The organism is Enterococcus larvae (assembly GCF_017830045.1).
Taxonomy (GTDB): domain Bacteria; phylum Bacillota; class Bacilli; order Lactobacillales; family Enterococcaceae; genus Enterococcus_L; species Enterococcus_L larvae.
This window is the reverse complement of record NZ_JAEDXU010000001.1, coordinates 496,856-511,158: the sequence shown is the minus strand read 5'-3', so window position 1 is coordinate 511,158 and position 14,303 is coordinate 496,856. Positions and strand designations below refer to the sequence as shown.

Annotated in this window: 14 protein-coding genes; 13 read left to right on the top strand and 1 reads right to left on the bottom strand. The window is 39.9% G+C overall.

Going from position 1 to position 14,303, the window contains the following annotated elements; all coding sequences use genetic code 11:
- The first annotated feature begins 144 nt into the window (after positions 1–144).
- From I6N96_RS02450 to I6N96_RS02425, 6 genes are all read left to right on the top strand, one after another.
- Positions 145–729: a thymidine kinase gene (locus tag I6N96_RS02450; protein ID WP_209555908.1), complete on the top strand. Its 585-nt coding sequence runs from the start codon at positions 145–147 to the stop codon at positions 727–729.
- A 637-nt stretch (positions 730–1,366) separates the two neighbouring features.
- A complete protein-coding gene (gene prfA, locus I6N96_RS02445; protein WP_209555907.1) occupies positions 1,367–2,440 on the top strand; it encodes a peptide chain release factor 1 in 1,074 nt (357 codons plus the stop codon).
- Positions 2,433–3,266, top strand: coding sequence for a peptide chain release factor N(5)-glutamine methyltransferase (gene prmC, locus I6N96_RS02440; RefSeq protein ID WP_209555906.1), 834 nt, complete (start codon positions 2,433–2,435; stop codon positions 3,264–3,266). The genes prfA and prmC overlap by 8 nt, the downstream gene beginning before the upstream one ends.
- A gap of 27 nt (positions 3,267–3,293) precedes the next feature.
- The gene (locus tag I6N96_RS02435) at positions 3,294–4,316 is read left to right on the top strand and encodes an L-threonylcarbamoyladenylate synthase (RefSeq protein ID WP_209555905.1); all 1,023 of its coding nucleotides are present in this window, start codon (positions 3,294–3,296) and stop codon (positions 4,314–4,316) included.
- A gap of 72 nt (positions 4,317–4,388) precedes the next feature.
- Complete coding sequence (gene glyA / locus I6N96_RS02430) at positions 4,389–5,627, top strand: serine hydroxymethyltransferase (protein WP_209555904.1); 1,239 nt, start codon at positions 4,389–4,391, stop codon at positions 5,625–5,627.
- A 982-nt stretch (positions 5,628–6,609) separates the two neighbouring features.
- A complete protein-coding gene (locus I6N96_RS02425) occupies positions 6,610–7,569 on the top strand; it encodes a helix-turn-helix domain-containing protein (protein ID WP_209555903.1) in 960 nt (319 codons plus the stop codon).
- A gap of 67 nt (positions 7,570–7,636) precedes the next feature.
- Here the strand turns inward: I6N96_RS02425 and I6N96_RS02420 are convergent, their stop codons facing one another.
- Positions 7,637–8,419: a sulfite exporter TauE/SafE family protein gene (locus tag I6N96_RS02420; RefSeq protein ID WP_209555902.1), complete on the bottom strand. Its 783-nt coding sequence runs from the start codon at positions 8,417–8,419 to the stop codon at positions 7,637–7,639.
- Between the two features lie 299 nt (positions 8,420–8,718).
- On the opposite strand from I6N96_RS02420, the gene I6N96_RS02415 reads away from it, so the two are divergent.
- The 7 genes from I6N96_RS02415 (at position 8,719) to I6N96_RS02385 (ending at position 14,155) form a co-directional block, all read left to right on the top strand.
- The gene (locus I6N96_RS02415; protein WP_209555901.1) at positions 8,719–9,519 is read left to right on the top strand and encodes a PTS mannose/fructose/sorbose/N-acetylgalactosamine transporter subunit IIC; all 801 of its coding nucleotides are present in this window, start codon (positions 8,719–8,721) and stop codon (positions 9,517–9,519) included.
- Entirely contained in the window at positions 9,512–10,330 is an 819-nt protein-coding gene (locus I6N96_RS02410) for a PTS system mannose/fructose/sorbose family transporter subunit IID (protein WP_209555900.1), read from the top strand. Before I6N96_RS02415 ends, I6N96_RS02410 begins: the two co-directional genes overlap by 8 nt.
- Positions 10,331–10,487: 157 nt before the next feature.
- Entirely contained in the window at positions 10,488–10,964 is a 477-nt protein-coding gene (locus I6N96_RS02405; RefSeq protein ID WP_209555899.1) for a PTS sugar transporter subunit IIB, read from the top strand.
- A 19-nt stretch (positions 10,965–10,983) separates the two neighbouring features.
- A complete protein-coding gene (locus I6N96_RS02400; protein ID WP_209555898.1) occupies positions 10,984–11,835 on the top strand; it encodes a MurR/RpiR family transcriptional regulator in 852 nt (283 codons plus the stop codon).
- 5 nt (positions 11,836–11,840) lie between these two features.
- Positions 11,841–12,740: an N-acetylmuramic acid 6-phosphate etherase gene (gene murQ, locus I6N96_RS02395; protein ID WP_209555897.1), complete on the top strand. Its 900-nt coding sequence runs from the start codon at positions 11,841–11,843 to the stop codon at positions 12,738–12,740.
- Complete coding sequence (locus I6N96_RS02390) at positions 12,741–13,721, top strand: serine hydrolase domain-containing protein (RefSeq protein WP_209555896.1); 981 nt, start codon at positions 12,741–12,743, stop codon at positions 13,719–13,721. It begins immediately after the preceding gene.
- Positions 13,722–13,738: 17 nt separating this feature from the next.
- Positions 13,739–14,155, top strand: coding sequence for a PTS sugar transporter subunit IIA (locus I6N96_RS02385; protein ID WP_209555895.1), 417 nt, complete (start codon positions 13,739–13,741; stop codon positions 14,153–14,155).
- Positions 14,156–14,303: the final 148 nt, after the last annotated feature.

Below are 14,303 nucleotides of genomic sequence, written 5' to 3'. Positions count from 1 at the left end.
TATTTTTGTTTAAAAAGATGAATGATGATAGAAATTTTCTATAAAAGTAGCACTTTCCTACAGATTGCCTGAATTTACTACTGTAAATAACTTCAGTTTTATAGTAAAATACGAAAGGAATGAAATGAAAGGTGACTGTGAAGAATGGCACAATTATTTTTTAAATACGGCGCGATGAATAGCGGAAAAACCATTGAAATTTTAAAGGTTGCACATAATTATGAAGAACAGGACAAACCTGTTTTATTGATGACAAGCGGACTTGATACACGAGATGGTGTCGGTATGGTTTCTAGTCGAATTGGCTTGAAACGGGATGCAATCCCCATTTTTGAAGAGACCAATGTCTATGATTTAGTAAATGCGCTGGAAGTACAGCCTTATTGTATACTGGTTGATGAATCGCAATTTTTGAGCAAGCATCATGTGATTGAATTCGCGACAGTCGTAGATGAGTTGAATATCCCAGTCATGGCTTTTGGACTGAAGAATGATTTTCGAAATGAGCTGTTTGAAGGATCGAAGTATCTGTTGCTTTATGCGGATAAAATAGAAGAGCTAAAAACCATTTGTTGGTTCTGCCATAAAAAAGCGATAATGAACCTTCACTATATAGATGGTGAGCCGGTATATGAAGGCGATCAAGTTCAAATTGGCGGAAACGAAGCTTACTATCCAGTGTGCAGAAAGCACTATTTTCATCCCAAAGGACACAGTGGTAAACATTAGCGAAAATAGAGAAATAAATATCTGATTGAGCTGCTGGATATCGAAACATAAAAATAAGAAATCTGTGAAGTCATCTGATCAGATTCAACAAACGAAACAAAGGAGAGCCATTTCCCTTTTACCAAGAATACTAGGGAACTGGACATCGGACCAAAAAAAGAAGAAAACAGAAAGTTACCTGTCTGTTTTTTACAACAAAGAGAAGGAGAGCCTCTACTCTTGCATAAACGAGAACCTAGAAGTAGAGGACATCGAACCACTCAAATAGAGAAACAGGGAAATTGCTTTCCCTGCTTCATCAACAAAATAAAGGAGAGCCATTTCCCTTTTATTAAGAATACTAGGGAACTGGACATCGGACCAAAAAAAGAAGAAAACAGAAAGTTACCTGTCTGTTTTCTACAACAAAGAGAAGGAGAGCCTCTACTCTTGCATAAACGAGAACCTAGAAGTAGAGGCCATCGGACCACCAAAATAGAGGAACCGGGAAATTACTTTCCCTGTTTCGTCAACAAAATAAAGGAGAGCCATTTCCCTTTTACCAAAAATACTAGGGAACTGGACATCGGACCAAAAAAAAGAAGAAAACAGAAAGTTCCCTGTCTGTTTTTTACAACAAAGAGAAGGAGACATAACCATGTACGATCAGTTACAATCGATTGAAGATCGCTATGAAGAATTGGGAGAGCTGTTGAGTGATCCTGAAGTAATTACTGATACGAAGCGCTTTATGCAGTTATCTAAAGAAGAAGCTAATTCAAGAGAAACAGTAGAAACGTATCGTCGCTACAAAAAAGTTGTAGAGGGCATTAAAGAAGCGGAAGAATTACTGGGTGAAAACCTTGATGCAGAGATGGCGGAGATGGCAAAAGAAGAGCTGTCTGATTTGAAGAAGGAAAAAGAAGTGTTGGAAGAAAGAATCAAAATTCTATTACTTCCAAAAGATCCAAATGACGATAAGAATATTATCATGGAAATTCGTGGAGCTGCTGGTGGGGATGAAGCTGCACTTTTTGCCGGAGACTTATTCAACATGTATCAGAAATACGCGGAAGCACAAGGGTGGAAAGCTGAAGTACTTGAAGCCAACATCACTGGTATCGGCGGGTATAAAGAAGTAATCATGATGATCAGCGGAGAAAATGTCTTTTCAAAGCTGAAGTATGAAAGTGGCGCTCATCGTGTTCAACGTGTTCCATCTACAGAGTCTCAAGGAAGAATCCACACTTCAACTGCGACAGTTGTTGTAATGCCTGAGGCAGAAGAAGTAGAGATCGATATTGCAGATAAAGATATCCGTACCGATATTTATCATGCCAGTGGAGCCGGCGGCCAGCACGTCAATAAGACAGCCTCTGCTGTACGTCTGACGCATATTCCAACAGGAGTTGTTGTTGCGATGCAGGACGAGCGGTCACAGTTGAAGAACCGTGATAAGGCAATGAAAGTTTTACGTGCCAGAGTTTATGATATCATTCAACAGGAAGCGCAAAGCGAATACGATGCGAATCGTAAATCAGCAGTAGGAACGGGTGATCGTTCTGAACGTATTCGTACGTATAATTTCCCGCAAAATCGTGTGACCGACCATCGTATCGGCCTGACGATTCAAAAATTGGACCAGATCCTTGCAGGAAAACTGGATGAAATCGTTGATGCCTTGGTTCTTTATGACCAAACATCGAAGCTGGAAGAGATGCAGAATGGCTAAAAATTATTTTGAAGTCCTGAAACGGGCTTCTTCTTTTTTAGAAGAAAATGGAAAAGAAGGATATGCGATCCAGTACCTCTTTTTAGAAAGAAAAGAATGGTCTAAAACCGATTGGCTGCTGCACATGAAAGAAGAAATCTCTGAGCAGGATGAACAACAAGTCACTGATGATTTGAGGATGCTGATGGAGGATCGACCACCGCAATATTTGCTGGGATATAGCGATTTTTATGGTCATCGTTTTTCAGTCAACATAGATACATTGATCCCGCGACCAGAGACAGAAGAACTAGTAGAATATTGTCTGGAAGAAAATCCAGAATCAAAGCTGACGGTCGTCGACATAGGAACAGGTACGGGGGCAATTGCTGTTAGCTTGAAGCTCGAGCGATCTGATTGGCAAATATTTGCCGTTGATTTATCGGAAGGCGCTCTGAAGGTTGCAAAGGAAAATGCACAGAAGATGAAGGCTGATGTTACTTTCTTTTTAGGCGACGGACTGGCTCCTGTGTTAGATAATACAATCGATATTTTGATTTCCAATCCACCTTATATCAGTGCAGATGAATGGGCGCTGATGGATGATAGCGTGAAGAAATATGAGCCTCATATGGCTTTGTTTGCCGAAAATCAAGGATTGGCGATTTATGAGCAACTAATTGAAGAAGCGAAAGATTGTCTTTCGCCAACTGGAAAAATTTATTTTGAAATTGGCTTTCAACAAGGAGAAGCAGTGAAGAAAATGATTGCTGCTGCTTTTCCAGAGAAAAAGGTACGTGTGGTGAAAGATCTTTCAGGAAATGACCGCATGATCATTGCTGATTAGGATCAATCAGAGAAGGAGGAAAGAAGTATGGAGACAAAACGATTCACAGAGCATGACATCAAAGAAGCTGCTGCAGCTTTGCGGTTAGGAAATCTGGTCTCTTTTCCTACGGAAACTGTTTATGGTCTGGGAGCAAATGCTCTTTCAGAAACAGCTGTAAAGCAAGTATATGCAGTAAAGGGACGTCCAAGTGATAACCCTTTGATCGTGCATGTAAGTGATAAGGAAATGCTGGAAAAATATGTTGATACGCTTCCTAAACAGGCAGAGGAGCTGATCAATCATTTTTGGCCGGGTCCGTTGACCTTGATAGTACCAATGAAAAAAGGAACCTTTTCATCTACTGTCACTGGCGGCTTGAACACAGTCGCCTTTCGAATGCCGGATAATGCATTGACATTAGAGCTGATTAAAGAGGCCGGTCTTCCTTTGGTGGGACCGAGCGCAAACACATCTGGGAAGCCCAGTCCTACAACAGCAGAACATGTTCTTCACGATCTGAAAGGGAAAATTGCCGGTGTATTAGATGGTGGTTCAGCTGAAATCGGTGTAGAATCGACGGTACTTGATTTGACCGACAGTTCTTCAGAGCCAACCATTTTACGTCCGGGAGCTGTTACAAAGGAAGCGCTGGAAAAGGTCATAGGCAATGTAAGAATTGATCAGCATCTGTTAAGTGAAAAAGAGACACCAAAGGCACCAGGGATGAAATACAAGCATTATTCTCCTGAAGTACCGGTTTGGATTGTTCAGAATACTCCGGAAGACTGGAATAAGGCAATCAAATGGGCAGCTGACCAAAAGCTGAAAGCAGGAATCTTTGCAGGAAAAGAGATACTTCAATTGTTTGATGGTCCATTGATCGAGGGCTATTCCTTTGGTATGAATACGGTAGAACAAGCGGCTAAACAGCTTTTTTCCGGCCTCCGAGCGCTAGATGAAACAGATGTCGAGTTGATTTTTGCACCGGCTTTTCCTGAAACGGGATTGGGTGAAGCCTATATGAATCGATTGAAAAAAGCAGCGAATCAAAAATATTTCAAAAACTGAACACTTTTTCAAGTAGAGCGGAATGAATTATGATACAATCGAAACAAGAAATTAAATGAGGTGTTGTCTACTATGAATTATCAAGAATTTGATCCAGAAGTTTGGGAAGCAATTGGGAAAGAAAAAGAGCGTCAGGAGAATAACTTGGAGCTGATCGCTTCGGAAAATGTTGTCTCTGAAGGGGTAATGGCGGCACAGGGAAGTATTTTGACGAATAAATATGCGGAAGGGTATCCGGGACGACGCTACTATGGCGGGTGTGAATTTGTCGATATCGTTGAAAATCTGGCGATCGATCGTGCCAAAGAATTATTTGGTGCAGCTTTTGCAAATGTGCAGCCTCATTCAGGCTCACAGGCTAATACAGCAGCCTATCTATCTTTGATAGAGCCAGGAGATACCGTGATGGGAATGGATCTTTCTGCGGGTGGACATCTGACTCATGGTTCACCAGTCAACTTTAGCGGGAAAACCTATAATTTTGTCAGCTATGGTGTAGATCCGGTAACTGAAGTAATCGATTATAATGTAGTACGGATTTTGGCGAGAGAGCACCAACCAAAGCTGATTGTTGCTGGGGCAAGTGCATATTCACGAACAATTGATTTTGAGAAATTCCGTGAAATCGCAGATGAGATTGGTGCAAAGCTGATGGTGGATATGGCTCATATTGCCGGCTTGGTAGCTGCGGGCTTACATCCTAACCCAGTACCATTTGCAGATATCACCACATCAACAACACATAAAACATTGCGTGGCCCACGTGGCGGCTTGATTCTAACGAATGATGAAGAGTTGGCGAAGAAAATCAACAGCAACATCTTCCCTGGTATTCAAGGCGGACCTTTAGAGCATGTGATTGCCGGAAAGGCAGTTGCATTTAAAGAGGCACTTGATCAGGACTTCAAGGATTACAGTGAGCAAGTGATTGAAAATGCTAAAGCGATGACTAAGGTATTCAATCAGGCGCCTGAAGCACGCTTGATTAGTGGTGCAACAGATAATCATTTATTGTTGATCGATGTAACAGGCTTTGGGCTGAACGGAAAAGAAGCAGAGGCATTGCTGGATACAGTAAATATTACTGTGAACAAAAACTCTATTCCTTTTGAACAGCTGAGTCCATTTAAGACAAGTGGAATTCGTATTGGGACACCGGCGATTACAACAAGAGGCTTCAAAGAAGAGGATTCAGTAGAAGTAGCGAAGTTGATCGTTAAGGCGTTGAGTAATCATGACGATGAAGCAGTATTGGCTGATGTGAAAGCTTCTGTTAAGGAACTGACACAAAAGAACCCATTATATAAATAGAAAAAAAGATCTGACTGAAAATTAATTTTCGGTCAGATCTTTTTTAGTAGAGAAAAGGACTAAAGCGTTTAGCTGTTTTAGTTGAGGAAAGCAGTCGCAACATACTTGATCAATTTGCCGGCTGCTGATTTTCTCATGAAAAGCTGTCAAACTAGCCAGCTAACTACTACTCCCGTTATAGTTAACTGATCGTTTGATAAAAAATCCAGCGTTTCTTGTCGTTCCTCAATGCTTTAATCACAATTCTCAGTAGAATTACTTTCACCCTAATCCCATCTCATGGATGAGATAGAATTTCACTTGACTGATTTTAGCCAGTCTTCTTATCTGTCACTATCAACCCTGTTTATTAATCATATTCCCTTTTAAACTTCTTTGTCTGCAAACACAGACAAGCCCATCAACAATGCCAGATACAGTTTGTTTTTTTCATTTAGTGATTTTATCTTGTTCAGATGGGGTATCGATTTTCACATTACTTGAAGCAGTACAAAAGCTGTATGGAATGTAAAAAACTGATACACCCTCGATGTGTTTCTAGATTCTATTTGGGAAAGATGCGCTGATTCTTTTGAAATCAGCTAGCTATAGTTACATTCTATCCTGGGTAACCGGTTTGTGTTATATAGGTAGTTCTGTTTTAACGTCATCCATTTTCAACCTTTTTATTTATACCAAACATTTGAGTAGTTATTTTCTGCCTTTTTTTGTTATCATATCCTTTCTTTTGTGAAATGAAATAGAATCGCTCTGTTAATCATCGAAAGAAAGTTTCCGATAAAATTACTTGAAAAAACGTTTATATCAATAAAAAAGACTGTATCATAAATAAAATATTATCAGACAATTTGACAACGTGAAAGTCCCAAAAAGGAGGGATGTCGATTTAACACAAGAATGTTCGGTTTTTTTAAGAAAAGGGAGAAGTCGGCTCTTAACCTTGAAATCTTGTGTTATAATTTCACAAAAGGGGGAATTTTAAGTGAATGTTGGCGATGCATTAAAGTTTATTCGACAAAAAAAGGGGTACAAGCAACGGGAAATGACAACAGAATATATTGATCGTTCTGCCTATTCAAGAATAGAGAACGGGACACGTTCGATACGAATCAATGATTTACAGGAAATATTGAATAAGCTGTCGATCCAAGCTGGAGAGTTTTTCAGCTTTGCAGATCTTACCAAGGACTATAATCAACAAGAGTTTAGAAATACGTACTATTATTGTAGAAGTAATCCAGAAGATTTGTTAAAAAAGGAGAAATTACTTGGCTATTATGGTAAAGCGCTTTCTAAGGAAGAAAAGAGTCTGAGGGATATCAGTAATTATATATCGATAAAAAACGGTTTCTGTCAAATATGGGAAGAGGTAGATGCGATCACACAAGAGGAAATTCAAATGATTTATGATTTTCTGATTGAAAAAGACTACTACTTTCTTTATGACTATATCATTCTTTGTAATCTTATTTTTCAATTTTCAGAGGAGCAGGCGGATGCCCTCATTATGAAAGCTATTCCTGTGAAAGATGCAGAGTTGCGGGATTATGAGACAAAGCAAATTGCACATAACGCCGTGCTCAATTTAGTTACCGGAAGAATTTATGAAGGAAAATTTGACGAGGCTAGAAAATATATCCAGTTGGCAGAAGAACAAGTCAAATTTTTTAATGATTACAGCAGTAAGATGCATCTTTACTATACTGCTAATTTATTGGAGTATATTGTGAGTGGGAAACCGGAGTACTACTATAAAATCATCAACTATATCAATTTATTGAAAGATCTTGGAGAAGAGCTATACGCTTCCGAGCTGAGTAATGAAGTACAGACCTTGACTCATGGTAATCCTAAGGAAGAAATTCGCAATCATAATTTTTCTGCAAGTCTGACTTATGATATCAATGCAGATACTAGCGGAAAATCAGACAACAATGAGTAATAAATAAAAGCGCACATAAAGAAGCCTCCAGATCAGTAGAAAATTGCTGATTTGGAGGCTTCTTTTGTTAAGAAAAGAGTGAATAAAGATTATAAGTGTTGATACATAGAACGAGCAGAACGATGATGCTGTAGATTTTTTTCACTTGTTCATCATTCAGCTTGCTGCTCAATAAACCGCCCACATACCCGCCTAATAAAGCAGCTGGAATAATTGCCCATAGAATGGTTAAATCATATATTTGGAACCCAGTAGAGAGCCCAATTGCAGATAGTTTAGCAATCTGAGAGAAAAAGATTGTAATGATTGAGTAGACTGTGGACTGTTTGATATCCATACCGAAAAGAAAGGTGAAGGCTGCAACATTGATGGGACCGCCGCCAATACCTAAAAATGTAGAAATCATTCCCAAAATAGCTCCAGCTAAGAAATAGCTAGCTATACCTGACAGCTCATATTGTTTTTTTCCCCATTGGTTGTAGCAAAGTACGAGAACTAAAGTCAATATCATGATGATTGTTTGAATTGTCTGTACTTGATCATCAGCGCCAAAAGTCAATAGCAATCGACTTAATAACTGATCGCCAAGTACTCCGCCAAGCATCGAACCTACTGAGATCCCTAATGCTTGCCGAATGTTGATTTGCATTCCGTTTTTTATTTGTTTATAGGTGGAAGATAAAGACATCGTGAAAACAGCTACACTAGAATAAAAAGCGATAGCACTCAGAGAATGCAGGCCTATGAAGTCCAGAACGGGCTTAATGATCACTCCGCCACCCATACCGGAAATTGCACCGACTGTGTTGGATAAAAAGATTGTAATAAAGTAAATAATGATAATTTTCATAATAATTCCCCTTTTTCGAGTAGAAATAGTTGAAGTCAGCTAAAAATTGAATATTTAATGTACGACAGCTATTCGAAAACCTTTGGATATTTTTTTGAAAATATTCCGCATTCTTCGTGGCCTATTCTTTCATAAGATGTATTGGATACGATTATAGAAGTTTTTTTCATTATATCATGAAATTCGTTAAAGAAATACGATTTCATAAAAGTCGTTATAAATATTCATATTGAAAATACATTTCATAAATGTTATAGTGAAGATACCAAATAGAAAACGCATTCAAGGAGGAATCAACGATGGAAATGTCATTTGGTATTATTCTAATTTTATGTTTGTACACAGCAGTAGGTGTATTGGATCAGATATCCATTCAAATTGGACCTTATACACCATTATTTGCAGCAACAGTCACAGGTTTGGTCATGGGAGACTTGCAGACTGGCTTGATGATTGGCGCAACACTTCAATTGATGACGCTGGGGGTAGCAACTTATGGTGGTGCAACAGTCCCGGATTTTCTTTCCGGAGCGATTATGGGAACAGCTTATGCAATCCTTTCAGGTAAAGGGGCAGAGTATGGTATCGGCGTTGCCGTTCCGATTGGACTTTTATTGACTCAACTAGATATTTTAGGAAGAATGACCAATACATTCTTTCAGCATAAGGCAGATCGCTATGCAGCAGAAGGAAACTATAAAGGGGTCGAGCGTTGTAATGTTTTAGGGATTTTCCCATGGACACTCTCTCGAATCATCCCAGTATTCATTGGGCTAGCTTTTGGGGAACAAGTAGTCAATGTTATCAATGAAATGATCCCAGTGTGGGTAATGAACGGCTTGAAAGCAGCGGGAGCAATTCTTCCGGCAATGGGGATCGCCATCTTGATGCGCTATCTGCCAATCAAGAAGTATTGGCCATATTTTATTATTGGGTTTGTACTGATGGCTTATTTCGCAGAATTCTTCTCTGTACTAGGTGTAGCGCTTGTTGGTTTGGCCTTGGCAGCTCTTTATGTGATGAATCAAAACAATCGTCCTGCTGCCGCGACAGCTTCTGTTGTATATGAAGATGATGAGGAGGTAGAGATCGATGACTGAGAAATTAACGAAAAAGGATATCAATAAGGTATTCGTCCGTAACTTGTTTGGTCTACAATGGGGCTGGAACTATGAAAAAATGCAAGGTTTGGGCTATTGCTATGTGATCATGCCTGCGTTAAAACGATTCTACAAGAATGATCCTGAGAAAATGAAAAAAGCATTGCAGACACATCTGGGCTTCTTCAACACAACACCAGCGATGTCCAATCTAATTGTCGGAGCAAATATGGCTCTAGAAGAAGAAATTGGTCCGGAAGATGATACAGCAATCACAGGACTGAAAACGGGTCTGATGGGGCCTTTTGCGGGAGTAGGAGATACAGTATTCATCGCAATTTATCGGGCGATCGTATTTTCCATTGCGGCTTATATGGCACAAGGTGGTCAGTCATTGGGCTTGCTGATTCCGCTGATTGCAGGTTCTGCAGTTATCTGGGTTCGTTATAAGTTTACCCATCTCGGCTATATTCAGGGGAAGCGTTTGGTCACCGAGTTTGCAGATAAGATGAAAGTATTTACAGATGCAGCAGCTATTTTAGGATTAACTGTGGTTGGCGGCTTGATTCCGGCGGTTATCAATTATAAACTAGATATAACGTATAAGATGGGGGAAGTCACTTTATCTGTTCAGGAAATGCTGGATAAAATCTTACCGGCGCTTGTTCCGCTGTCGATCGTAGGTCTCTCTTATTGGCTGCTGGGGAAGAAAAAGATGAATTCCACTCGCTTGATTTTTGTCCTGATTCTTTTAGGAATGTTTTTGGGTAACCTCCAAGATTTATTTGGCTGGATCGGCGGATTGTTCTAAGAGGATTAACTGAGTTAAACAGATGTTTCAATCAAAAAATATATAGATAGATGAGAAGAATCATCACAAATCGGTAACGATCTCAAATGACTGGAAAACAGTTGGGAATGCTGTGATAGGGTGATTCTTTCTCTATTATTTGAAAGGAAGTTTTAATATGCCAATTATTCATGCACGTGTAGATGAACGACTGATTCATGGACAGGTAGCTACTGTTTGGACAAACACTCTAGGGGCGCAGAGAATCATGGTGGTAAACGATTCTGCTGTGAAGGATCAAATGCAGATTGGTGCATTAAAGATGGCAAAACCCTCTGGTGTAAAGCTGTCTATTTTATCTAAAAGAAAAGCAGTAGAAAAGATTCTTGCAGGAAACTATGACGAGGAAAGAGTATTTCTGATCACGAAAGATATACCTGATATGGCTTATCTCATTGATAATGGTGTTCCTTTGAAGGCGTTCAATGTGGGAAATATCTCTCAAAAGCCGGATAGTAAACCTATCAAAAAATCAGTCGCTTTGACAGAGGAAGATCAAACAATCATTAGAACGCTGGTTGAGAGCGGAACAACAATCACAGCGCAAATGGTGCCTTCCGAATCGGATGAATCGATTTTGAATTTTATTAAATAATTGAAATGGAGGTCTGACGATGGATGCAGAAACATTGATTCGACAGAACTATAAAAATTTTTCAAAGGCCAACAAGAGAATTGCAGATTTCATTTTAAAGAATCCTTCAGAGGTTCTGAAGCTGACAGCCAGTGAGATTGCAGACAGAAGTCAGACATCCCCTGCCTCTGTAACTCGTTTCGCCCGCTCAATCGATTTCGATGGACTAGATGAGCTGAAGCTTTCAATCGCTTCTTTGCAGGGGGAGCAGAAGAATAAAAAGAAGCTAGATCCAATCATCTCCAAAGATGATTCAATAGAAGAGCTATGTGAAAAGGTGGCATTGTTATTAGGAACCACTGTCAATGATTTGATGTATTCTCTAGATAAGCAGCAGGTAGAGTTGGCGATCGGTGCAATCAAACAAGCTGGAAATATTTATCTTTTAGGGATCGGTGCATCCTCATTGACAGCCTATAACCTTTACCACAAGTTTAATCGGGCTGGTAGAAAAGCCATGTTTAACTTCGATCCTCACATGAATCTGGAATTTATGAACTATTCAACACCTCAGGATGTGGTAATTGCAATTTCCTATAGTGGGTATACAAAAGAGGTTCTGCTTGCCTGTGAAATCGCTAAAAACAACAAAACACCAATTATTTTTATTACCAGGAATGAGGGAGAACGGATTCAGATGATCAGTGATATGCTGTTGTTGGTTCCAGACAATGAACATCTGGTTCGCGTCGGAGCAATTTCTTCTATTGCATCGTCAATGGCTGTTGGAGATATTCTTTATCTGGGGTCAATACAAGATCGGATTGAAGAGGATATCCAAGCAAGGATGATTGAGACGAATACATTAGTGAATCGTTTGAAAGAAGGGTAAGTCACATGGAAATAGGGAAATTGACAACAGAAGCAAGAAATCCTCGTACTCAAAATATTGATCAGCTGCGTACATTAGATATGGTACAGATGATCAATGATGAAGATAAAAAAGTAGCAGAAGCAGTTGAAAAGGTATTGCCTGAAATTGCTGCTGCAGTTGATGCAATGACAGAGCGCTTTATCTCCGGAGGAAGAATGATTTATTGTGGTGCCGGCACCTCAGGGAGGCTTGGTGCGTTGGATGCCATTGAATTAACACCTACCTATAGTGTATCGCCGGACAGAGCGTTTGGCATACTTGCAGGTGGGAAGGATGCCATGTTTACTGCTGTTGAAGGAGCAGAGGATTCAAAAGAGCTGGCTATTGAAGACCTAAAAAAAGTTCATTTGAATAAAAATGATGTAGTGATTGCTATTGCTGCCAGTGGTCGGACACCATACGCTGTATCGGCAATCGAATATGGCAATGAGCTTGGAGCTTTGACGATTTCTGTTACTTGTAATGCTGCAGGGCTGATGAATCAAATCGCTCAAATTGGGGTAGCTCCAGTGGTTGGTCCAGAAGTGATCACAGGTTCAACAAGAATGAAATCAGGTACTGCGCAAAAAATGGTATTGAACATGCTGTCTACAGGCGTGATGGTTAGAAGCGGGAAAGTGTACCAAAATTTGATGGTCAATGTTCAGCCGACTAATTTGAAGCTGATCCAACGTTCTATTTCAATCATTCAGGAAGCAACAGGTGTTGATGCAGCAACTGCTGAAGACTATTTACAGCGTGCTGAAAACCAAGTAGCTGCAGCAATAGTCATGATTGAGACTGGAAAGAGCTTTAAGGAAAGCATTCAGGCATTAAAGGAAAAACATGACCGTATTTCAGATGTCGTCAAGGCATCGAGCTAAATGAATAAGTATGTGATTTCAGAAGAAATCAAAGCTATGATTGATCAGAAAATTATTTCAGGTGCATCGTGGTCATTCGTTTCAGAAGAGAAAGTTGAAAATCACTATGCAGGTGTGATGGGCGTGCAAACGCCTTTTTCTGAAAGGAAGATAGAGGAAGGCCTTTTATATGATTTGGCTTCTTTGACCAAGGTGATTGGAACAACAACACGAATCCTACAGCTGATCGACGAAGGTAGCTTGCGTTTTACAACAGCTGTCAATGAAATAATTCCAAGCTTTACTCATATCCAAGTGACAATCAGTGATTTATTGTTGCATAAAGGGGGATTACCAGCCGAGTTTCCCGAGAAGGAAGCAATCAGCAGAGATATTCTGAAAAAGTATTTTGCACAGAGCTGTTTACCGAAATCAGAATATGATACAGTCTATTCTGATGTTGGCTTCCTCTTGTTAGGAGAAGTGATTAAGGAAATGGATAGTTGTTCACTAGAAAGAAGCTTTCAAAAGCATATCTTTGAGCCCTTAATGATGAAGCATACAGGGTTTCAGCCGATTGATAAGAATAATGCTGTACCTACTGAGCAAACGGCAGAGCGAGGAATCATTCAAGGGGAAGTACATGATTCTAAAGCCTTTAAGATGGATGGGGAAGTAGGCAGCGCTGGCCTTTTCTCTACTTTGGAGGATGTTGCTGGTTTTGTAAAGGCGTATGTAACAGAAGATCGACGATTGTTTAGTAAGTCGATTTTTGATAAGCTAAGAGATACGGCTGTGAATGAGCGGACATTGGGTTGGGAGCAGAAGGAAAATAGTCGAGGACGTTCCTATCTATTTCACACAGGCTTTACTGGAACATCGATTGGACTAGAGTTTGAAGGAAAGAATGGTTTTATTCTACTGACAAATCGTGTTCATCCTAATAGAAAAGATCGTGGCTTTATTGAAGCAAGAGCTGCACTTTATACAGCTTATTTTTAAATAGGGAGTAAAAAAATATGAAACCAAAACTGATTTTGATGAGTCACGGTAAGATGGCTTACGAAACCTTACAATCGGCAAAAATGATTGCCGGAGATTTTGCAGAAGCAGAAATCGTATCGATGGAGGAGCATGATGGATTATCTGGTACACAGCAGAAGCTGGCAGAGATCTTGGACAAATTTGGAAATGAGCAGGTTCTGATCCTTGCTGATCTAAAGGGAGGAACACCCTGTAATGCGGCGATGATGGAGATGGGGACTCGAAACAATATTCGGGTGATTTCGGGATTGAATCTGGCATTAGTTATAGAGGCAGCACTTTCATCGGCTGAGGACATCGACGAGCTGGTATCCTATCTTTTACCTATTGGAAAGGATGCTGTAGCAGCAATTGAGCTTCCTGAATTAGACGATGATGAGTATGAAGAATAGGTAGAGAAGTTTCTAATAAAATACTGGAGTGTGGGACTATCATCTGTTTCCACACTTTTTTATGCCATAAATCCGAATAAACGGCGGGACAGAGCTTCTCCTTGCTTCGAGAGTCGGAGTATAAGCTTTCAATTCTTATTAGCGTTGC

What these genes read in the sequence shown, in the direction of transcription:
- I6N96_RS02450 (WP_209555908.1), top strand. Translation starts at nt 145, where the DNA reads ATGGCACAATTATTTTTTAAATACGGCGCGATGAATAGCGGAAAAACC.
- prfA (WP_209555907.1), top strand. Translation starts at nt 1,367, where the DNA reads ATGTACGATCAGTTACAATCGATTGAAGATCGCTATGAAGAATTGGGA.
- prmC (WP_209555906.1), top strand. Translation starts at nt 2,433, where the DNA reads ATGGCTAAAAATTATTTTGAAGTCCTGAAACGGGCTTCTTCTTTTTTA.
- I6N96_RS02435 (WP_209555905.1), top strand. Translation starts at nt 3,294, where the DNA reads ATGGAGACAAAACGATTCACAGAGCATGACATCAAAGAAGCTGCTGCA.
- glyA (WP_209555904.1), top strand. Translation starts at nt 4,389, where the DNA reads ATGAATTATCAAGAATTTGATCCAGAAGTTTGGGAAGCAATTGGGAAA.
- I6N96_RS02420 (WP_209555902.1), bottom strand. Translation starts at nt 8,419, where the DNA reads ATGAAAATTATCATTATTTACTTTATTACAATCTTTTTATCCAACACA.
- I6N96_RS02415 (WP_209555901.1), top strand. Translation starts at nt 8,719, where the DNA reads ATGGAAATGTCATTTGGTATTATTCTAATTTTATGTTTGTACACAGCA.
- I6N96_RS02410 (WP_209555900.1), top strand. Translation starts at nt 9,512, where the DNA reads ATGACTGAGAAATTAACGAAAAAGGATATCAATAAGGTATTCGTCCGT.
- I6N96_RS02405 (WP_209555899.1), top strand. Translation starts at nt 10,488, where the DNA reads ATGCCAATTATTCATGCACGTGTAGATGAACGACTGATTCATGGACAG.
- I6N96_RS02400 (WP_209555898.1), top strand. Translation starts at nt 10,984, where the DNA reads ATGGATGCAGAAACATTGATTCGACAGAACTATAAAAATTTTTCAAAG.
- murQ (WP_209555897.1), top strand. Translation starts at nt 11,841, where the DNA reads ATGGAAATAGGGAAATTGACAACAGAAGCAAGAAATCCTCGTACTCAA.
- I6N96_RS02390 (WP_209555896.1), top strand. Translation starts at nt 12,741, where the DNA reads ATGAATAAGTATGTGATTTCAGAAGAAATCAAAGCTATGATTGATCAG.
- I6N96_RS02385 (WP_209555895.1), top strand. Translation starts at nt 13,739, where the DNA reads ATGAAACCAAAACTGATTTTGATGAGTCACGGTAAGATGGCTTACGAA.